Annotated in this window: 17 protein-coding genes; 6 read left to right on the forward strand and 11 right to left on the reverse strand. The window is 71.9% G+C overall.

Annotated features, from left to right (window positions below; translation table 11 throughout):
• The first annotated feature begins 1 nt into the window (after position 1).
• Together SSP08S_RS19070 and SSP08S_RS19075 are read left to right on the forward strand one after the other, a co-directional pair.
• On the forward strand, positions 2–2,368 hold the full coding sequence (locus tag SSP08S_RS19070) for a glycosyl hydrolase family 95 catalytic domain-containing protein (protein ID WP_019069214.1): 2,367 nt from the start codon (positions 2–4) through the stop codon (positions 2,366–2,368).
• Positions 2,365–3,663 carry an SGNH/GDSL hydrolase family protein gene (locus tag SSP08S_RS19075; protein ID WP_026178633.1) on the forward strand — a complete coding sequence of 433 codons (1,299 nt, stop codon included), beginning with the start codon at positions 2,365–2,367 and terminating at the stop codon, positions 3,661–3,663. The genes SSP08S_RS19070 and SSP08S_RS19075 overlap by 4 nt, the downstream gene beginning before the upstream one ends.
• A 3-nt stretch (positions 3,664–3,666) precedes the next feature.
• On the opposite strand, the gene SSP08S_RS19080 is transcribed toward SSP08S_RS19075, so the two are convergent.
• From SSP08S_RS19080 to SSP08S_RS19100, 5 genes are all read right to left on the reverse strand, one after another.
• On the reverse strand, positions 3,667–6,630 hold the full coding sequence (locus tag SSP08S_RS19080) for a helix-turn-helix transcriptional regulator (RefSeq protein ID WP_019069216.1): 2,964 nt from the start codon (positions 6,628–6,630) through the stop codon (positions 3,667–3,669).
• A 76-nt stretch (positions 6,631–6,706) separates the two neighbouring features.
• On the reverse strand, positions 6,707–7,057 hold the full coding sequence (locus SSP08S_RS19085; RefSeq protein WP_019069217.1) for a UBP-type zinc finger domain-containing protein: 351 nt from the start codon (positions 7,055–7,057) through the stop codon (positions 6,707–6,709).
• A complete protein-coding gene (locus tag SSP08S_RS19090) occupies positions 7,054–8,511 on the reverse strand; it encodes an ATP-binding protein (RefSeq protein ID WP_019069218.1) in 1,458 nt (485 codons plus the stop codon). The genes SSP08S_RS19085 and SSP08S_RS19090 overlap by 4 nt, the downstream gene beginning before the upstream one ends.
• On the reverse strand, positions 8,508–10,184 hold the full coding sequence (locus SSP08S_RS19095; RefSeq protein WP_019069219.1) for an NAD(P)/FAD-dependent oxidoreductase: 1,677 nt from the start codon (positions 10,182–10,184) through the stop codon (positions 8,508–8,510). Before SSP08S_RS19095 ends, SSP08S_RS19090 begins: the two co-directional genes overlap by 4 nt.
• 120 nt (positions 10,185–10,304) lie before the next feature.
• Positions 10,305–10,658, reverse strand: coding sequence for a VOC family protein (locus SSP08S_RS19100; protein WP_043259527.1), 354 nt, complete (start codon positions 10,656–10,658; stop codon positions 10,305–10,307).
• Positions 10,659–10,719: 61 nt separating this feature from the next.
• On the opposite strand from SSP08S_RS19100, the gene SSP08S_RS19105 reads away from it, so the two are divergent.
• Entirely contained in the window at positions 10,720–11,592 is an 873-nt protein-coding gene (locus tag SSP08S_RS19105) for a universal stress protein (RefSeq protein WP_019069221.1), read from the forward strand.
• A gap of 2 nt (positions 11,593–11,594) precedes the next feature.
• Here the strand turns inward: SSP08S_RS19105 and SSP08S_RS19110 are convergent, their stop codons facing one another.
• Positions 11,595–12,611, reverse strand: coding sequence for a Gfo/Idh/MocA family oxidoreductase (locus SSP08S_RS19110; protein WP_019069222.1), 1,017 nt, complete (start codon positions 12,609–12,611; stop codon positions 11,595–11,597).
• A 72-nt stretch (positions 12,612–12,683) separates the two neighbouring features.
• A complete protein-coding gene (locus tag SSP08S_RS19115) occupies positions 12,684–13,469 on the reverse strand; it encodes a TIM barrel protein (RefSeq protein WP_019069223.1) in 786 nt (261 codons plus the stop codon).
• 181 nt (positions 13,470–13,650) lie between these two features.
• On the opposite strand from SSP08S_RS19115, the gene SSP08S_RS19120 reads away from it, so the two are divergent.
• Positions 13,651–14,682 (forward strand): LacI family DNA-binding transcriptional regulator, encoded by a 1,032-nt coding sequence (locus SSP08S_RS19120; RefSeq protein ID WP_019069224.1) that lies wholly within the window; start codon positions 13,651–13,653, stop codon positions 14,680–14,682.
• A gap of 5 nt (positions 14,683–14,687) precedes the next feature.
• Here SSP08S_RS19120 and SSP08S_RS19125 read toward each other — a convergent pair whose 3' ends face one another.
• The 3 genes from SSP08S_RS19125 to SSP08S_RS19135 form a co-directional block, all read right to left on the reverse strand.
• On the reverse strand, positions 14,688–15,923 hold the full coding sequence (locus SSP08S_RS19125; RefSeq protein WP_019069225.1) for a DUF4032 domain-containing protein: 1,236 nt from the start codon (positions 15,921–15,923) through the stop codon (positions 14,688–14,690).
• 9 nt (positions 15,924–15,932) lie between these two features.
• Positions 15,933–16,682, reverse strand: coding sequence for an MBL fold metallo-hydrolase (locus SSP08S_RS19130; RefSeq protein ID WP_019069226.1), 750 nt, complete (start codon positions 16,680–16,682; stop codon positions 15,933–15,935).
• A 158-nt stretch (positions 16,683–16,840) separates the two neighbouring features.
• The gene (locus tag SSP08S_RS19135) at positions 16,841–17,470 is read right to left on the reverse strand and encodes an alpha-ketoglutarate-dependent dioxygenase AlkB (RefSeq protein ID WP_019069227.1); all 630 of its coding nucleotides are present in this window, start codon (positions 17,468–17,470) and stop codon (positions 16,841–16,843) included.
• 114 nt (positions 17,471–17,584) lie between these two features.
• Here SSP08S_RS19135 and SSP08S_RS19140 point away from each other — a divergent pair, with 114 nt between their 5' ends.
• Together SSP08S_RS19140 and SSP08S_RS19145 are read left to right on the forward strand one after the other, a co-directional pair.
• On the forward strand, positions 17,585–18,211 hold the full coding sequence (locus SSP08S_RS19140) for a TetR/AcrR family transcriptional regulator (protein ID WP_019069228.1): 627 nt from the start codon (positions 17,585–17,587) through the stop codon (positions 18,209–18,211).
• A gap of 17 nt (positions 18,212–18,228) precedes the next feature.
• Positions 18,229–19,902 (forward strand): FAD-binding dehydrogenase, encoded by a 1,674-nt coding sequence (locus tag SSP08S_RS19145; protein ID WP_019069229.1) that lies wholly within the window; start codon positions 18,229–18,231, stop codon positions 19,900–19,902.
• A gap of 22 nt (positions 19,903–19,924) precedes the next feature.
• Here the strand turns inward: SSP08S_RS19145 and SSP08S_RS19150 are convergent, their stop codons facing one another.
• On the reverse strand, positions 19,925–20,275 hold the full coding sequence (locus SSP08S_RS19150) for a DUF488 domain-containing protein (protein ID WP_019069230.1): 351 nt from the start codon (positions 20,273–20,275) through the stop codon (positions 19,925–19,927).
• Positions 20,276–20,333 lie beyond the last annotated feature (58 nt).

Consider the following 20,333-nt stretch of genomic DNA (forward strand, 5'->3'; position numbering starts at 1 on the left):
CATGTCCAGTGCACTGCCCGACCTGCCCAGACGCAATCTGCTCGCCCTCGCCGCGGCCACCGGCGCCCTCGCGGGCCTGCCCGCCTTCACCGCCTCGGCCGCACCCGAGCGACCCGCCAACTCCACCTACAGCGGCGGCACTTCACGCAACACCCTGTGGTGGCAGGCCCCCGCCGACGACAGCTCGATGATCGTGCAGGGCCTCCCCGTCGGCAACGGCCGCCTCGGCGCGCTGGCCAGCAACGACCCCGGCCACGAGGTCCTCCTCGTCACCGACGCCACCATGTGGACCGGCGGCCTCAACGACACCCTCGACTCGGACGGCCAATTCCCCTACGGCCGCGCCGACTTCGGCTCCCTCACCCTGCTGGCCCGGCTCACCGTCGACATCCCCGACCACGACCTGGGCGCGGTCTCCGGCTACCGCCGCACCCTCGACCTGGAACAGGGCGTGGCGACCACCTCGTACGTCCGCTCCGGAGTGACGTACCAGCGCCAGCTGTTCGCCAGCCGCCCCGACGACGTGATCGTCCTGCACTTCACCCAGAACGGCGGCGGACGCTACACCGGCACCGTCGACCTGGCGGGCACGCACGGCGAACCGGCCGCGGACGCCCGCTCGTTCGGCGGCACCCTGGCCAACGGCCTGCGCTACGGCGCCGCCGTCACGGCGTACGGCACCGGCGGCAGCGTCACGGTGAACGGCTCGCGCGTCGCCTTCTCCGGCTGCAAGGACGTCACCGTCGTGCTGAGCGGCGGTACCAACTACGCGCCCAACGCGGCGGCCCACTACCGCGATCCGTCCCTCGACCCGCAGAAGCTGGCCCGCACCAAGGTCGCCGCAGCCGCCAAGCACACGGCGGCCACCCTGCTCCACACCCATGTCGCCGACCACAGCGCGCTGTTCGGACAGCTGGGCATCTCGCTCGGCACCTCGTCCGCCGACCAGCGCGCCCTGGACACCTGGGAGCGCATCCAGGCTCGCGCCCGCGACGGCGAGCCGGACCCCGAACTCGAAGCCTCCTACCTCCAGTTCGGCCGCTACCTGATGATCGCCGGCTCCCGGGGGAGTCTGCCGATGGGCCTCCAGGGGAACTGGCTCGACGGCAACGACCCCGACTGGATGGGCGACTACCACACCGACATCAACATCCAAATGAACTACTGGATGGCAGACCGTGCCGGACTGTCCCAGTGCTTCGACGCGTTCACCGACTACTGCGTCGCTCAGCTCCCCGACTGGACCGACGTCACCCGCAGACTCTTCAACGACTCCCGCAACCGCTACCGCAACTCCAGCGGGAAGAACGCCGGTTGGACCGTCGCGATCTCCACCAATCCTTACGGCGGCGGAGGTTGGTGGTGGCACCCGGCCGGCAACGCCTGGCTGAGCAACACCCTCTGGGAGCACTACGAGTTCACCGGCTCACGCGCCCACCTCGCGAAGATCTACCCGCTCCTCAAGGGTGCCGTCGAGTTCTGGGAGGCGCGGCTGCTGACCACGACCCTGCCCGGCAGCTCGAAGGAGGTGCTGATCGCCGACAGCGACTGGTCGCCCGAGCAGGGTCCGCTCGACGCGAAGGGCATCACCTACGCCCAGGAACTGGTGTGGGCGCTGTTCGGCAACTACTGCGTCGCGGCAGCCGAGTTGAAGAAGGACACCGGCTACGCGGGCACGATCGCGGGACTCCGCAAGAAGCTGTACCTCCCGGTGGTCAGCCCCAAGACGGGCTGGCTGGAGGAGTGGATGTCCCCAGACAACCTCGGCGAGACCACCCACCGGCACCTGTCCCCGCTCATCGGACTCTTCCCCGGTGACCGCATCCGCCCCGACGGCTCCACCCCGAAGGACATCGTCGACGGCGCCACCGCGCTGCTCACCGCCCGCGGCATGGACAGCTTCGGCTGGGCCAACGCCTGGCGCAGCCTGTGCTGGTCACGGCTCAAGAACGCCGACAAGGCCTACCAGTTGGTGGTGAACAACCTCCGCCCGTCCACCGACGGCAGCAACGGCACCGCCTCCAACCTCTTCGACATCTACCAGGTCGAGGTGGGCCGCGGCATCTTCCAGATCGAGGCCAACTTCGGCACCCCCGCCGCGATGATCGAGATGCTCCTCTACTCCCGGCCCGGGCATCTGGAACTCCTCCCCGCCCTCCCCGACGCGTGGGCCGCGTCCGGGTCCGTCACCGGTGTCGGCGCCCGCGGCGGCTTCGTCGTGGACCTCCACTGGAAGAACGGGAAGCCGACCGAGGTGAAGATCCGCAGCATCAACGGCCGGACCACGACAGTGGCCTTCGGCACCACCACCCGGACGGTGCGGCTGACACCGGGCGAGTCGGTCACGCTGCGGGACTTCGCGCGGTGACGGCCCGACGGGCACGGTTAAGCCGTGGGCTGGCTCTCCTGATGATGGCCGTGGCTCTCCAGACCGTGCCCGCACAGGCACGGTCCGGGCCTTTCGCCCCTGAGGCGGCCTCTGGCGCGGAGCTCACCGTGCCGACCGCGGCCTCGGGCGCTGGGCTCACCGTCCCGACGTCGGCGACGGCCCCGGCCAGCTCGCACACCGTCGTCACCTGGGGAGCCAGCGCCGACCGCATGGGCGACGGAGTGGCCGGCCGCAGTTACCGCCTGATCGTGCACACCAGTGTCGCGGGCGGCGAGTTGCGGATCCGGCTCTCCAACGCCTTCGGCGACCGGCCGGTGACCTTCGACAGCGTCTACGCGGGCGTGCAGAAGGAGGGCGCCGCACTGGTGCCCCGTTCCAACCGGCGGCTCACCTTCGGCGGCGGACGGTCGGTCACCGTCCCCGCCGGGGCGACCGCCTACAGCGACCCACTGACCGGCACACTGCCCGCCGCCACCAACCTGGTGGTCAGCATCCACAGCCCGGACGCGGCGGGCCCCGCCACCGGTCACGGACTCGCCATGCAGACGTCGTACGCGACCCAGGGCGACCACACGTCCGAGGAGAGCGGTACCGCCTGGACCGACACCATCGGCTCCTGGTACTACCTCGACGCCGTCACCGTACGGGCGGGCACGGACACCGGGGCCGTGGTCGCCCTCGGCGACTCCATCACGGACGGCTGGGCGACCACGACGGACCAGAACCGGCGCTGGCCCGACTATCTGGCCCGACGGCTCCAGCGCGCGGGCACGGCCGTCAAGGGAGTGGCGAACGAAGGGATCTCCGGCAACAAGGTGCTCGCGGACGGTGCCGGGCAGAACGCCCTCAACCGGCTGCAGCGGGACGTCCTGTCGCAGCCCGGGGTCCGCACGGTGTTCCTGTTCGAAGGGGTCAACGACATCAAGGCCCACAGCGGCGTCACCGCCGAGGACCTGATCGCCGGCTACCGCGAGATCATCGCCCGTGCGCACGCCGCCGGGAAGTGTGTCGTCGGCGCCACGGTCGGACCGTACGAGGGCTGGTCCGAATGGGACCCGGCGGGTGAGGCGGTACGCCAGGAGGTGAACCAATTCATCAAGGACAGCGGGGAGTTCGACGCCGTCACCGACTTCGACCACATCCTGCGCAGCCCCTACGACCAGGAAAGGATGCTGCCCTTCTTCGACAGCGGCGACCATCTGCACCCCAATGACAAGGGGATGCAGGCCATGGCCGACGCGGTCGACCTCGCCGGTCTCGACTGCGGGCGGTGAACCTCAGCCGGACGCCGTCGCCTCCGGGGTGATCAGACCCTGCCGGTAGGCGATCGCCACCGCCTCCGTACGGCTCGCGGCGCTCAGCTTCGCGAGGATGTTGGAGACATGGACGCTCGCCGTCTTGCCGGTGATGAACAGCTCCTCGCCGATCTGGCGGTTGCTGCGGCCCAGCGCGAGCAGCCGCAGCACGTCCTGCTCGCGGGCCGTCAGCGGAGAGGGGCGCTCCCCGCCGTCCGCCACCGGGTCGCCGAGGCGGCCACGGCGGACGAGGGTGTCCAGCCGGGCGAGCAGGGGCGCGGCACCGAGCCGGGCGGCCGTCTCCCGGGCCGCACGGGCCTGGGTGGCGGCCTCCTCGCGCCGGTCGGCGGCCAACAGGGCTTCGGCGAACCGGAATTGGCAGCGCGCCCGTTCGTAGACATCGCCGTAGTCGAACGCGGTCACCGCCTTCTCCCAGGCCGCAGCGTCCGGTCCCGCGATCGCCCGCGTCCACTCCGCCTCGGCGCGCGCCAGCCAGGCCATTCCCTCCGGCCCCTGCGGCCGGTGGCCGTCGCCCTCCTGTGCCACGGCCCGCGCCAGCTCGACGAGTTCCGTCGCGGTCTCGGTCCAGCGGCGCACCCCCGCCTCGTCACCCGTCAGCCGCAGCGCGGCGGCCCGGTCGGCGACCGGGGCGAGGGCGAGGGCGGCGAGCCGGACCGTGAGATCGGGACGCCGGCCGGAATCGTCGGTGAGCGCCGCGACCGTAGAGCGCATCGCCTCCACGGCCGCCTCGGGTTCGTCCCGCGAGCCGCCCGCGTCGGTCAGTACGATGCCCGCCACCATGGCCGCCATCCAGTCGAACGGCCCCTCCAGCAGGGCGCGCGCCCGGTCGGCGGCCTTCAAGTCGCCGCGCGCCAGCGCCACATACAGTGCCGGTCCCATGGTGAAGCCGCCCATTCGCGGCAACACCTTCGCATCGTTCGTGGCGGCCTTCTCGCACTCGTCCCAGCGGCCGAGTGTGTACAGCACCAGGAGTTGGAGGTAGCGCATCTCCAGCGGGTACGGTGAGGACAGCAGCCCGGCGCGACGGGCCCGGTCCAGTCCCTCGGTGAGCCAGGGCAGGGACTCCTCCAGGTGCCCTGACTCGAAGTTGCCGATGGCCAGATGGAACAGGGCGCGCATCTCCACGGGCGCGTGCCCGGCCTGCCGGGCCAGCTCGCGGGCCTGGGCGAGCCGCTCGCGGCCCTCCTTCGTGCGCCGGCCGCCTTTTTCGAGCGTGGCCAGCGAGATCAGTAGATCGGCCCGGGCGTCGACCAGTTGGAGTTCCTCGGCGGTGCGCAGGGCCTGCCGGGCGACGCGCAGCGCGATCTCGTCCTCACCGACCTGCCGTGCCGTCAGCACATGGGTGGCCGCCGCCCACACCCAGGTCGGCGAGGGCGGTTCGGCGGGGATCATCGCGAGGGCCTCGCTGCTGTAGGCGAACGCGGCGGTGAGGCTGTCGACGTCCATGAGGTTGCCGGCCAGCGTGTAGCGGACCCGGGCGGCCAGCTCGGCGTCCGTGTCCTGGCCGATCCCGGCGAGTGCGGACCGGGTGAGGGAGACCGCGCGGTGCGTGTCCCCGGCGTGCGCCGCCGCGGCCGAGGCGCGCAGGGTGAGGGTCACGCTGTCGATGCCCTCGCCGGCGGGCCGGGCCGCCGGGTCGACCGACCGCCACAGGTCGAGGGCGGTCTCGAGATGCCGTAGCTCCTCGGCGGGCGCGCCCACGCGCTGGGCGTGGTCGGCGGCCTCCAGGGAGGCGGCCAGGGCCTCGGCCAGGTCGTGGCTCTCGCGGTAGTGGTGGGCGCGCTCGGCCGCGCTCTCGGCGGGGTGGCCGCGCCCGGCGAGGAGACGGGCGAACGAGCCGTGCAGCCGGGAGCGCTCGCCGGGCAGCAGATCCGCGTACACCGCCTCGCGGGCGAGGGCGTGCCGGAAGGAGTACGTGTCGCCGTGCCCGGGGACCAGGAGCTGCCGCTCGACGGCCTCCCGCAGCGCCGACTCCAGCTCGTCCTCCGGGAATTGGACCGCGTCCCGCAGCAGGTCGTACTCGACGCGGCGCCCGGCGACGGCGGCGGTGCGCAGCACCTGCTGGGCGGTGTCGGAGAGTTGCTCGAAGCGGATCAGCAGGACGTCGGCCAGACCGCTCGGCACACCGCCCGCCTCCATGTCGGTGGCCGCGAGCAACTCCTCGGCGTAGAAGGCGTTTCCCTCGGCGCGCTCGACGATCCGGCGGACCGTGCCGTCCGGCACCGGGCCCGTGCGCAGCGCGCGCACCAGCCGGGCGACCTCCGCGTCCCCCATGGGCCGCAGCTCCAGGCGCTCCACGGCGGGCAGCCGCACCAACTCGGCGAGCAGGGGCCGTAGGGGATGGCGGCGGTGGAGGTCGTCCGCGCGGTACGACGCGAAGACCGCGAGGCGGTGGGTGGGCGCGCCGCCCGCCGGGCGCTGGAGGATGCCCCGGCTGAGGAGGAAGCGGAGCAGGTCGCGGGAGGACTGGTCGGCCCAGTGCAGGTCCTCCAGGACCAGCAGCAGGGGAGCGATGTCGGAGAGGTCGGCGAGCAGTCCGGCGATGCCCTCGAAGAGGCGCAGTCTGCCGCCCGCGTCCCGGGCCGCGTCCGTGCCCGCGCCGAGCAGCCGGTCGACCGCCGGATGCGCGGCCAGGGCGGCGGCGAAACGGTCGTCGCCGGCGAGCGCTCCGAGGATCTCGGTGAACGGCAGATAGGGCAGACCCACGTCACCGAGGTCGACGCAGTGCCCGGTGAGGACCGTCATCCCGGCGTCGGCGGCCCGACCGGCGAGCTCGTCCAGGACCCGGGTCTTGCCGACGCCCGCGTCCCCGGCGATCAGTACCGCTCCCGCCGTGCCCGCGCGGGCACGCTCCAGTACACCGGCGAGGCGGGCGACCTCCTCGTCCCGGCCGATGAGCGGCGCTGCTGCTACGGATTGCGACACGCCCCCATCCTGGCACGCGCCACTGACAACGCACCTGGCCACCGGGCGGAAGGCAGCTCCCGCCCGGCGGTCTTGGTCAGCGCAGTGTCTCGGCCCAGTTCGCCGGGACGCGTCCCGCCGGTCCCGGCACCGGCTGGTCCTTCGGGTGGCTCACCGGGGCGGCGAGCTCGGGGCCGGAGTCGTACAGCTCGGAGGTGCTGAAGTTCCAGAACCAGTCCTCGCCCGGCTCGTAGCTCTGGATGAACGGGTGGCCCGTGGACTGGTAGTGGGCCGTGGCGTGCTTGGCGGGGGAGTCGTCGCAACAGCCCACGTGACCGCACTGCGCGCACCGCCGGAGGTGGAACCACCAGCCCTGGGCGGCGTCGCACTCCACGCAGCCCGCGCCGCTCGGCGGCACACTGGTGTCGATTCCGGTGATGTCGTTCATGCGGACTCCTCGGGCGTCTCGTTGTCCGTGGCGGTGAGGGGGAGCAGGACCTGGAAGCGGGTGTCGCCCGGTACCGACTCCACCTGGAGCGTGCCGTGGTGCTTGTTGACGACGATCCGCCAGGAAATGTCCAGACCGAGGCCCGTGCCCTCGCCCACCGGCTTGGTGGTGAAGAACGGATCGAAGATACGGCTGCGGATCTCCGCCGGAACACCCGGCCCCGTGTCACGGAACTCCACCATCAGCTGGTCGCGCACCAGCGCCGTCCGCACTGTCAACGTGCCTTCACCGCCCGTGCTGTTCATGGCGGAGACCGCGTTGTCGATCAGGTTCGTCCACACCTGGTTGAGCTCCGCCGGATAGGCCGGGATCTTCGGGAGCGTACGGTCGTACTCCTTGACGACCTTGATGCGGTCGCCGACCTTTCCACCGAGCATCAGCAGGGTGCTGTCGAGGAGTTCGTGCACATCGGCGACCTGGTAGGGGGCGCGGTCCAGCTGCGAGTACTGCTTGGCGGCGCCCACGAGGTTGGAGATGCGGGTCGTGGAGTCCTCGATCTCCGTCATCAACAGCTCTGTCTCTACCGTGTAGTTGAGCCAGCCGATCGCGCCCGGCAGGATCTCCTCGTCCACGGCCGCCGCGACCTGGTCGAGCCACTCGACGTCGAGGCCGGCCTGTACGAACGTCGGCGCGATCTGCCAGGACTCCGTGACACCGTGGTCGTCGAGCCAGTCCGTGAGTTCGTCCTCGCGGTCAGAGGCCTCCAGCGGGCTCAACGTCTGTGCCTTGGCGACCCGTTCGGCCGTGCGCTCCTGGATGTCGATGAGGTTGGCGAGGTCCTCCCGCGAATAGGGCCCGGAAGAGATGACGCGCAGCTTGTGCCGCATCTTCGCCACCCGCTCGCGCAGCGTCGAGGTGGCCCGGACGGCGGCGGCGGCGGGGTTGTTGAGCTCGTGCGTGAGCCCGGCCGACAACGAGCCCAGTGCCAGCAGCCGTTCACGCTGGCTGATCGCCAACTGGCTGCTCTTCTGGCCGAAGAAGAGCCCCTCCAGCAGATGGACGGCCATCGGGAACCACTCGCTCATGATGGCCGCGAAGGTCTCGGCGGGCAGCACGAAGAACCGCGTCGGCTCCGTCACCCGCATCGAGTTGAGGTAGACCTGCTGCACCCGGTCCCCGATGTAGGCCTGCATCGCGCCCGTGTAGACGCCGCGTTGCGAGGTGCGGGCGACCTCCACGTCGTCCTCGCCGACGCGGCGCGAGAGCACCACGGTGCCCTCGATCATGACGTAGAAGCAGGTGGCGGGGTCGCCCTCGGTGTAGACGGGCCCGGCCTCGAACTGCTCCACCTGGCCGTCGCAGCACAGCCTGCCGAGCTGCTCCGGCGTCAGCTTCTCGAACAGGAACAGCGTGCCGATCTCCTGCGGGCTGCAGGGCAGCACCTTTCCGCTCATGACTGCTCCAGGTAGCGGTGGACGAGCATCACGGCCATGGCTCCCTCTCCGACGGCGGACGCGACGCGTTTCGCGGACTCGGCGCGCGCGTCGCCCGCCACGAACACGCCGGGAATGTTGGTCTCCAAGTGGTACGGCGACCGGTCCAACTCCCAGCCCGCGGGCGGCTTTCCGTCCGCGCTGAGGTCGGGCCCGGCCAGGATGAACCCGCGCTCGTCGCGCAGCACCGCACCGTCGAGCCAGTCGGTCAGCGGGGCCGCGCCGATGAACACGAACATCCACTGCGCGTCGACGAGTTCGGTCGCCCCGGTGTCGGTGTCGCGCAGGGTGAGCTGCTCCAGATGGTCGGAACCGTGCGCCGCGTCGACGACGGTGCCGGTGCGCACGGAGATGTTCTCCGCCTCGTTGATCTGCTGGATCAGGTAGTACGACATCGACGCGGCCAGCGAGGGCCCACGCACCAGCAGGGTCACCGACTTGGCGCCCCGGGCCAGATACATCGCCGCCTGGCCCGCCGAGTTGGCGCCGCCGACGATGTACACGTCGTGTCCCTGGCAGGAGGCGGCCTCGGTCAGCGCCGAGCCGTAGTAGACCCCGCAGCCCGTCAGATCGGGCGTGCCGGGTGCCTCCAGCTGCCGGTACGAGACACCGGTCGCCAGGATCACGGCGTGCGCGGCGACGGCCGAACCGTCCGCGAAGTGCACCACCCGAGCCGACCCGTTGGCCTCCAGCCCCGTGACCTCGCGCGCCGTGAGGATCTCGGCGCCGAACTTGGTGGCCTGTCGCCTTGCCCGATCAGTGAGTTGGGCCCCGGACACGCCGTCCGGGAAGCCGAGGTAGTTCTCGATCCGCGAACTCTGCCCGGCCTGCCCGCCGGTCGCCGACCGCTCCACGAGGACGGTCCGCAGCCCCTCCGAGGCCCCGTAGACGGCCGCGCCCAGCCCGGCCGGACCGCCGCCGATGACGACGAGGTCGTAGAAGTCGGCCGTCGGCGTGGTCGCGAGCCCCACCTCCGCGGCCAGCTCGGGTGCCTCGGGTTCGACCAGCACCGACCCGTCGGCGGTGACGACGAGCGGCAGCCGCTGCCCGTCCTCCCCGGCGGCCGACAGGAGCCGCAGCCCCTCCGGGCTGTCCGCCGAGTACCAGCGGTACGGCACCTGGTTGCGGGCCAGGAACTCCCGCACGTCCGAGGAGCGCGCCGACCAGCGGTGTCCGACCACCTTGGTGGCGGGCACGGGCCGGTAGTCGCTGTTCCGCCACGCCTCCAGGAGGTCGTCCAGGACCGGGTACAGCTTCTCCTCGGGCGGGTCCCAGGGCTTCAGCAGATAGTGGTCGAGGTCCACGACGTTGATCGCGTCGATCGCCGCGTCCGTGTCCGCGTACGCGGTCAGCAGCACCCGACGGGCGCCCGGATAGATGTCGAGGGCCTGCTCCAGGAACTCGATGCCGTTCATCTGCGGCATGCGGTAGTCGGCAAGCATCACCGCGACGAGATCCCCGCGCAGCTTCAGCTCGCGCAGCGCGTCGAGCGCGGACTCGCCCGACTCCGCACGCACGATCCGGTACGACTCGCCGTAGCGCCGCCGCAGGTCACGGGCGACCGCACGGGAAACTCCCGGATCGTCGTCCACGGTCATGATGACGGTCCGCGCGGATTCGGCGGCCTGTGCCATACGTCTCCCACCCCGAGTGGTCGGCTTCACGGCACGGCGGCGCCGTTGTCACCGCGCCGGCTCCCCATCATCGTATGTTCGATCGCCCCGGTGCGCTCCGCTACGCCCGAGACCGGCGGCTCAGTGGCTCCGGGAGCGCAACACGCAGAACTCGTTCCCCTCCGGGTCCGCCAGCACCACCCACGACTGCTCGCCCTGCCCGATGTCCACGGTCCGCGCCCCCAGGGCCAGCAGCCGGATCACCTCGGCCTCCTGGTCGTCGGGCCTGAAGTCCAGATGCAGCCGGTTCTTGATGGTCTTGCGCTCGGGCACCGGCACGAACAGCAGCCCGGGCAGGCGGTCCGGTTCCGGGCGGATCTCGAACTCGTCCGGGGCCTCGCCCACCACCACCCAGCCGAGCGCCTCGGCCCACCAGCGTCCCAGCGCGACGGGCTCGGCCGCGTCCACGACCACTTGCTCCCACTCCAAGGTCATGCGCGCAGGGTAGTGAAGACTGGGCCCGACACAGGTGACCGCACCACAGAGAGGCCACGGAATGACACGTCCGATCACGGCAGGGGTCGACGGATCGGCGGAGAGTCTCGCCGCGCTCGCCTGGGCGGGCCGGGAGGCCGTACGGCGGGGGCTGGCGCTGCGCGTGACACATGTGTGGCGGTACGAGGAGCACCACGCCCTCGACACGGGGGACCGGGAGACCCAGGACCGCTGGGTGCGGGACGCGGCCGCCGAGGCGGCCCGGACACTCGCCGAACGCCACCCCGGCCTGGACGTGACCACCGGCGTCCTGGAGGGCGACCCCGTCGACACCCTGACCGCCGCCGCTGCCGAGTCCGAACTACTGGTGCTCGGCTCGCGCGGGCACGGGCCCGTCGTCGGCTTCCTGCTCGGGTCGGTCGGACAGCAGGTGATCGCCGACGCCGTACGGCCCGTCGTGCTCGTGCGCGCCGGGGACGAGGCGTCCGGGGAGGCCGGCGGGCGCGAGATCGTCGTGGGCCAGCAGGGAGACCCCGAGGACAGCGCCGCCGCGCTCGGCTTCGCCTTCGCGACGGCGGCGGCACGCGGCGCCACCGTACGGGCCGTGCGGGCGTGGACCCTCCCGCCCGTGTTCGCCTACAGCCCGGGCTCCATGAAGCTCCTCGACGAGGCCGGCGGGCTGGAGCCGTACGAGAAGAAGGCCCTCGCCGAGGCGCTGGAGCCATGGCGGGAGCGCTTCCCCGACGTGCCCGTCGTCGAGCACATCGAGATGGGCAGCGCGGGGCAGGTGCTGCTGTCGGTGGCCGGGCCGGCGCAGCTGATGGTCGTCGGGCGGCGCGCCCACCGGACGGCGGTGGGCGCGCGGATCGGCTCGGTCGCGCACGGGGTGCTGCACCACGCGGAGTGCCCGGTGGCCGTGGTGCCCACTCCTTGACCTCAGATGTCCTCGATGCGTACCGGTACGCCCTTCTCCACCGACCTGATGGCCGCCAGCGCGATCGTCAGCGCGGCGCGGGCGTCGGCGCCGGTGGCCGACGGGGTACGCCCTGTGCGGACACTGTCGGCGAAGTCGGCCAGCTCGGCGGCGTAGGCCTCGTGGAACAGATCCTGGTCGTAGGCGATCGTCTCGGCCGCGATGCCGTCGGCGCCGTAGGACGTCAGATGGGTGCGCCGGATGTCGCCCATCGTCAGCATGCCCGCCGAGCCGAAGACCTCGCCGCGCACGTCATAGCCGTACACCGCCTGGAAGTTGGCCTCCGCGGTGGCGAGGGCGCCGTTGTCGAAGCGGATCGTGACCACGGCCGTGTCGAGCAGGCCGCGGTCCTTGAAGTCGGGGCGGACCAGGGCGTCGGCCATGGCGAAGACCTCGACCGGTTCGGAGCCCGGGTTGAGGTAGCGCAGGGTGTCGAAGTCGTGGATGAGGGTTTCGAGGAAGATCGTCCACGGCGGGATGGGGGAGGGGTCGGCCAGCTTGGGGTCGCGGGTGAGCGAGCGCAGGAGCTGCGGGGTGCCGATGGCGCCCGCGGCCACCTTGTCGTGCGCGGCCCGGAACCCGGCGTCGTAGCGGCGGTTGAAGCCGACCTGGAGTGGTACGCCCGCCTCTGCGGCCGCAGCGATGGCGCGGTCGGCGTCGGCGAGGGTGGTCGCCATCGGCTTCTCGCAGTAGACCGCCTTGCCCGCGCGTGCCGCCGCCTCGACCAGGTCGGCGTGGGTGCGGGCCGGTGTCGCGATCACCACCGCGTCGACCGCCGGGTCCGCGAACAGGTCGCCGATCCCGGTGTACGCGGTGGGGCAGTCGAGCCGGTCGGCCAGGCGCCGTGCGCCGCCCGGAGCCGGGTCGGCGACGGCGGCGAGGCGGACGCCGGGCAGCCGGCGGGCGAGGGTCTCGGCATGGAAGGAGCCCATGCGGCCCGCGCCCACGAGGCCGACGGAGAGGGGGAGTTGGGTGGTCATGCGGGTCCTCCGTGAGGCCGTGGGAAGCGGTGGCGGGGCAGATCGTGAACGCGGTGCGGGGGCGGTGCCGGCTCAGACCGTGAACGCCTTGCGGAAGCGGTCCAGGGCGCGTTCGCTGTCGGCGTCCGAGGCCCAGGCCTCCATCGCGACCGTGCCGTCGTAGCCGATGTCGGCGAGGGCGCGGGCGATGGCCGGGTAGTTGATCTCGCCGGTGCCGGGCTCCTGGCGGCCGGGGACGTCCGCGACCTGGATCTCGCCGATCAGGTCCAACCGGTGTGCCTTGCGGACGAGTTCGATGAGGTTCCCCTCGCCGATCTGCGCGTGGTACAGGTCCAGGTTCATCCGCAGGCCGGGGCGGTCCACCGCCTTGACCAGGGCCAGGGTGTCGGCGGCCGTGGCGAACGGGACGCCCGGGTGGTCGACGGCGGAGTTGAGGTTCTCCAGTGTGAAGGTGACCCCGGCGCTCTCGCCCAGCTCGGCGAGGCGGGTCAGGGTGCGGTGGGCGGCGATCCACATCGGGCCCGTGGGTTCGCCGCGCACCGGAACCACCGGCAGGCCCTCGGAGTTCAGGCCCGTGCCGTGCAAGTTGAGCCGCGTGCAGCCCAGTTGATCCGCGGCCTTGACCGACTCCTCGGCGGTGCGCAGGAGTTCGGCGGCGCCGGCCTCGTCGGTGAGGCTGCCCCGGATGTAGCCCGTCATCGACGAGAACTCGGCCGGGGTCCGCGTGAGCGCGTCCAGGTCGTGCCGGGTCCAGTCCCAGATCTCGACCTCGAAACCGGCTTCGTGGATGCGCCGGGCCCGCTCGTGGATCGGCAGGTCCCGGAAGACCATCTCGGCACAGACCGCCAACGTGTACATGATCGCTCGCCCTTCCAGCCGCGCATCTAGAACGTTCTAGATGGCAGTAGTACGCCACTGCCGGATCGGTGTGTCAAGGCTTTGCCCGGGTTGCTTCTAGAACGTTGCAGAACCCTCTCGAGCAGTTAGGATCCCGGCAGGCGACGACCCGCGACCGTACCCCTCGACCGTAAGGACTCCCGTGCCGGCCACTCCCGAGGTCCCCGACGGCAAGCGGCCCACCCTGGCCCATGTCGCGGCCCGGGCGGGAGTCTCCGTCGCGCTGGTCTCGATCGTGATGCGCGGGGCCTACGGCGCGAGCGCCGCCTCCCGCGAGCGGGTGCTCAAGGCTGCCGAGGAGATCGGCTACCGCCCCGACACCCGGGCCAGGGTGCTGCGCAGCAACCGCTCACGCCTGCTCGGTGTGCAGTTCGGGCTGCGCCATCCCTTCCACACCGACCTGGTGGAGGGCATCTACGCAGCCGCCGAGCCCGCCGGCTATCAGGTGGCGCTCAGCGCGGTGGCGCCCACGCGCGGCGAGCGGCAGGCCGTGGAGGCGCTGCTCGCCGACCGCTGCGAGGCGCTGGTCCTGCTCGGCCCCGAGGTCCCGGCCACCCGCCTCGCGCACCTCGCGACACAGGTCCCGGTCGTCTCGGTGGCCCGGCGGCTGCGGCCCGCCCCGCCGGCCGTGGACGTCGTCCGCACCGCCGACGGCGAGGGCGCCCGCCAGGCCGTCGACCACCTCGTCGCGCTCGGCCACCGGGCCGTCGCCCACATCGACGGCGGCCGGGCGCCCGGCGCCGCCGACCGCCGCCGCGGCTACCGCACCGCGATGCACCGCCACGGCCTCGACGAACACATCCAGGTCCTGCCCGGCGGACTCACCGAGGACGACGGCGCGCGCGCCGCCAGAACCCTGCTCGCGGAGAAGACCCGGCCCAGCGCGGTCCTCGCCTTCAACGACCGCTGTGCCACGGGGGTCCTCGACACCTTCCTGCGGGCCGGTGTCGCCGTCCCCGGCGAGATCTCCGTGGTCGGCTTCGACGACACCAGCCTGTCGCGGCTCGCCCACATCGACCTCACCACGGTCGCCCAGGACATCCCCCGCCTCGCGGAACTCGCCGTCGGCCGCGCCATCGCCCGCCTCGACGGCGAGGCCGTACCGGACGGCGAACAGGTCGTCGCACCGCGTCTCGTGGTCCGGGGCACCACGGGCCCGCCCGGCACGGACTGACCCCGCTACTCCGCCGAGGCCGGCTCCAGGGTCTCGCGCACCTTCGGCAGGATGTTGGTGATGTAGTCCTCGACCACCGTGTCCAGGTCGATGTCGTGCTGCGCCCGCTCGGCCAGGTACCAGCGGTGTTCGAGCAGCTCGTGGTAGATCTCGGCCGAGTCCATCGACCCGCGCAGCTCCAGCGGTACGGCCCGCACGGTGGGCCGGAACACGTCCCGCACCCACCGGTGCGCGAGCACCTCGGGCCGGGCGGCGAGGGGATCGCCCGGGGCGTAGTCGTCCTGGGTGGCCATCCAGGACTCGAGGTCGTTGAGCAGCCGCCGCGCCTGGTTCTCCTCGGCGTCCAGACCGGTCAGCCGCAGTAGTTGGCGCTGGTGGTGGCCCGCGTCGACGACCTTCGGCACGAAGGTGACGGTGTCGCCGTTCGAGGAGTGCTCGATCTGCATCTCGGCCACGTCGAAGCCGAGTTCGTTGAGGCGCCGGATCCGGCGCTCGATGAAGTGGTACTTGCCCGCCGGGTACACCGAGACCCGCGTCAGCTCCTCCCACAGACCCTGGTAGCGGGCGCAGATCTCCATGCCGAACTCGATCGGGTCCACGGACGGGTGCAGCGCCCCGGACGCCTCCAGGTCGAGCAGCTCCCCGCTGATGTTGACGCGGGCGAGATCGAGGTCGTACTCCCGCTGCCCGTCGCTGAGCCGCGCGTGCAGGTCGCCGGTCTCCGCGTCCACGAGATACGCGGCGTAGGCGCCCGCGTCCCGCCGGAACAGCGTGTTGGACAGCGAGCAGTCGCCCCACGCGAACCCGGCCAGGTGCAGCCGCACCAGCAGCACGGCCAGCGCGTCCATCAGCCGGTGCATGGTGGCCGGCCGCAGCGTCGTCTCGAACATCGAGCGGTACGGCATCGAGCCGCCCAAGTGGCGGGTGATCAGCACCGGTTCCAGCGGCTCGCCGGCCGTGTCGGCGCGTCCGGTGACCACGGCGAGGGGGTCGACGGCGGGGATGCCGAGCCGGTCCAGGTCGCGCAGCAGCTCGTACTCGCGCAGCGCGGGCCGTTCCGCCAGCTCCTTGACGGCTATGACCTCGCTGCCGGCGCGCGCGTAGCGCACCACGTGGCGGGAGATGCCGCGCGGCAGCGGCACCAGGTATTCGTCGGGCCACTCCTCCAGCGGAACGTCCCAGGGCAGTTCCAGCAGGAGCACCGGATGCTCGGGGTTGGTCGCGTTGATCTGCAGTGCCATGGGACGACCCTAGAGCGCGAGTTCGCGGGCGCGCTGCGTCGCCTCACGGATCGGACCGGAGTGCAGAGGACCGTGGCCGGGAAGCAGGGTGTCCGCGTCGAGCGCTTCGAGGACGTCCAGCGAGGTGACGGCACGGTCGCGCTCGTGGTGGAACATGCCGGGCAGCAGCTGCGGGCCCTTGATCCGCGAGGTCGGATGGCCGCTGACCAGGGCGTCCCCGGAGATCACGATCCCGCTGTCCGGGAGATGGAACACGCAGTGCCCGCCCGTGTGGCCGGGGGTGTGCACGGGGACGGGCCGGCCGGGCAGATCGAGCGGACCGCCCCCGGCCGGGAAGGCCTCGGCCTCGGCGACCGGATGCTGCTCCATGCCTCCGGAGCGGATCGTGTGCACCGCCCACGGCAGTACGCCGGGACGCCAGGCGTTCTTCAGCACGTCGCCCAGGGTCACCTGCTGCAGGAACTCCCGGCGGGCGTGCGGCACTTCGGCCTCGTGCGCGTAGACGGGCGTGCCGTGGGTGCTGTGCAGGTACTCGGCCGAGCCGAGGTGGTCGTTGTGGGCGTGGGTGAGGAGCACCGCCGAGACCGCCTTCGCCGAACTCCCCACCTGTTCAAGGGAGTCGAGCACGAGCCCGCGGTCCCCGGGATACCCGGTGTCCACCAGCGTGGCGGTGTCGCCGTCGGTGAGGATCACCCAGTTGGTGTTGCTGCCGTGCACGAGGTAGACGGCGTCGGCGACTTGGCGTACTTCTGCCCGCATGATCGTTCCTTGCCTGGTGGTGCTGTTCGGATCCGGCCAGTCATTCGGGATCCAGCCAACCAGACGCGTACAGTCCTTGCGCGCGCGGGGGAAGCCGCCTCCGGCACCGTCCGCCGGAGGCGGCCCCCGCGCGCGTCCGAAGCGGCCGCCTCTCCGCCTCAGCGCACGCCGTCCGGGCGGAACTGCACGCTGATGCGCGGTCCCGCGGCTCGGGTGGTCTTGGGGACGCAGTGTTCCCAGGTCCGCTGACAGGAGCCGCCCATCACGATCAGATCGCCGTGCCCCAGCGCGTGCCGCACCGACGCACCACCGCGCAGCGGACGCAGCAGCAGGTCGCGGGGCGCGCCCACGGAGAGGATCGCCACCATCGTGTCCACGCGGGCACCCCGCCCGATCCGGTCGCCGTGCCAGGCCACGCTGTCCCGGCCGTCCCGGTAGTAGCACAGCCCTGATGTGGTGAACGGTTCGCCCAACTCCCGCGCGTAGTACGCCGAGAGCGCGTCCCGGGCCTCGGTCAGCACCGGGTGCGGCAGCGCGTCGTCCTCGCCGTAGAAGGCCAGCAGCCGGGGTACGGCCACGACCTGGTCGTACATCTGACGCCGCTCGGCGCGCCACGGCACCCCGCCGGCCAGCTCCTCGAACAGGGCGTCGGCGCCGCTCAGCCACCCGGGCAGCACGTCGATCCAGGCGCCGAGACCCAGCGTGGTCCGGCGGATCCCGTGGAGGGGGCCGAGGCGGAGCCGGTCGGCCTGGTCGAAGAGGGAGCCCTGGAGGTGGTGCGCGGTCATGGGACCAGCGTACTCCTTATTCGAATATCTGTTCCCATTTGAATGCGGCTCTTTCGATACACCGGTGTATCGGATACATTCGCGTATCGAACATCGGGACGCGGAGGTCCGGGCATGGTGGCGGAGGCGACGGCCAAGCGGGTGACCAGGCGCCGGGTGCGTACGCGCGCCAATCTGCTGGACGCCGCGTTCGCCGTGTTCGCCGCGAAAGGCTTCGGCCGGGTCTCCATCGAGGAGGTCTGCGAGGCCGCCGGCTACAGCAGGGGTGCCTTCTACTCGAACTTCGACAGCCTGGACGGGCTGTTCTTCGCGCTCTACCAGGAGCGCGCCGACCTGATCGCCGAGCAGGTGGCCGGCGCGCTCGCCCTCGACGGCCCCGACCTCGACGTCCCGGCCGCCGTGGACCGCGTCACCGACGTGCTGCTCCTCGACCTGGACTGGCTCCTGGTGAAGACCGACTTCCTGGTGCACGCGGCCCGCGACCCCGCCGTGGCGCAGACTCTGCTCGGACACCGGGCCCGGCTGCGCGGGGCGATCGCGCACCGCCTGGCCCGCGCCCGGGGCCTCGCCGAACTCCCCGCCGTGCTCGGCGACCTGGACGCGGCGGCGTACGCCGTGGTCGCCGCGTACGACGGCGTCACCACTCAACTCCTGCTGGACAAGGACGTCGAGCACGCCCGCGTCTGGCTCAAGCAACTCCTCACCGCGCTGCTGACCGACGGCAGCCGCGCCCCCGAATGAGAAAGGCAACGGTCGCCATGGATGCGGACGTCATCGTCGTCGGAGCCGGGCTGGCCGGTCTGGTCGCGGCCCATGAACTGACCAGCCGGGGACGCCGGGTCGCGCTCGTCGACCAGGAGAACGCCGCCAACCTCGGCGGGCAGGCTTTCTGGTCCTTCGGCGGGCTGTTCCTCGTCGACTCGCCAGAGCAGCGCCGCCTCGGCATCAAGGACTCCTTCGACCTCGCCTGGAACGACTGGCAGGGCAGCGCCGGCTTCGACCGCGTCGACGACGAGGACTCCTGGGCGGTGCGCTGGGCGCGCGCCTACGTCGAGTTCGCGGCCGGCGAGAAGCGGACCTGGCTCGACGGCCACGGCATCAAGCTGCTGCCCACCGTCGGCTGGGCGGAACGCGGCGACCTGCGCGCCCACGGACACGGCAACTCCGTCCCGCGCTTCCACGTCACCTGGGGCACCGGCACAGGGGTCGTAGAACCCTTCGTGAACTACGCGAAGCAGGCCGCCCGCGACGGACTGCTCACCTTCTACTACCGCCACCAGGTCGACGAGTTGGTCGTCGCGGAGGGCGAGGCACGCGGCGTGCGCGGCACCGTCCTCGCCGAGGACGACTCGGCGCGCGGAGTCTCCTCCAGCCGCGAGGCGATCGGCGCGTTCGAACTCACCGCGCAGGCCGTCGTCGTCACCACCGGCGGCATCGGCGCCAACCACGACATCGTCCGCCAGTACTGGCCCGAGCGCCTCGGCACCCCGCCCGCCGAGATGGTCACCGGCGTCCCCGCCTACGTCGACGGCCGGATGCTCGACATCAGCGCCGAGGCGGGCGTACGACTGGTCAACCGCGACCGCATGTGGCACTACACCGAGGGCCTGCAGAACTGGAACCCGGTCTGGCCAGGACACGGCATCCGCATCCTGCCCGGCCCGTCCTCCCTGTGGTTCGACGCCCTCGGCCGCCGCCTGCCCGACCCGTGCCTGCCGGGCTACGACACCCTCAACACCCTCAAGTACCTGCGCACCACAGCGGACTTGGCGGACCACGACCACTCCTGGTTCATCCTCACGCAGAAGATCATCGAGAAGGAGTTCGCGCTCTCGGGCTCCGAGCAGAACCCCGACATCACCGCCAAGGACAAGAAGGCCGTGCTGCGCGACCGCCTCCTCGGCAAGGGCGCGCCCGGTCCGGTGGACGCCTTCCTGCGCAAGGGCGCGGACTTCGTGACCGCCGGCAACCTGGAGCAACTGGTCGAGAAAATGAACCAGTTGACCGACAAACCGCTGCTCGACGCGGCCGTGGTGCGCCGCCAGATCGAGGCCCGCGACCTCCAGATGGCCAACCCGTACAGCAAGGACTCCCAGATCCAGGGCATCCGCAACGCCCGCCGCTACATCGGCGACCGCCTGGGCCGCGTGGCCACCCCGCACCGCATCCTCGACCCGGCCGCCGGCCCCCTCATCGGCGTCAAGCTGCACGTCCTGACCCGCAAGACCCTCGGCGGGATCCAGACCGACCTGGACTCACAGGCGTTGGGCGCCGACGGAAAGCCGATCGGCGGACTCTACGCGGCGGGCGAGGTGGCCGGCTTCGGCGGCGGTGGCGTGCACGGCTACAACGCACTCGAAGGCACCTTCCTCGGCGGCTGCCTCTTCTCCGGCCGCGCCGCGGGCCGCGCGGCGGCCAAGCAGACCGCCTGACCGGACGCCACGGCCCGTCGCCTCAGCTGTCGAGGAGGCGGGCCAGCACCGACGCGTGACTCTCCTGCGGCGACTTGACCGCCGTCAGCAGGGTCACCGGTCCCATACGGACCAAGTTCCGCAAGGTGTGCAGGAGTTGGGCCGCCTCCGGCTCGGCGAGCTCCGCCTCGTACCGGCCGGCGAACTCGTCGTAGGACCCCTCGCCCGCGTGGTACCAGCGGCGCAGTTCGTTCGACGGGGTCAGGGCCTTGGGCCACTCGTCGACGCGGGCCGCGTCCTTGGACAGGCCTCGCGGCCACAACCGGTCGACCAGGACGCGGACGCCGTCCTCCGGCTCGGGCGGATCGTAGACACGGCGCACGCGTACGGTCACGGGCGGGCTCCCTCGGGTGGCGGTGGTGCCCGCGAGCCTACGTCCGGGGACACACCCG

This window comes from Streptomyces hokutonensis (assembly GCF_000376565.1).
Lineage (GTDB): Bacteria > Actinomycetota > Actinomycetes > Streptomycetales > Streptomycetaceae > Streptomyces > Streptomyces hokutonensis.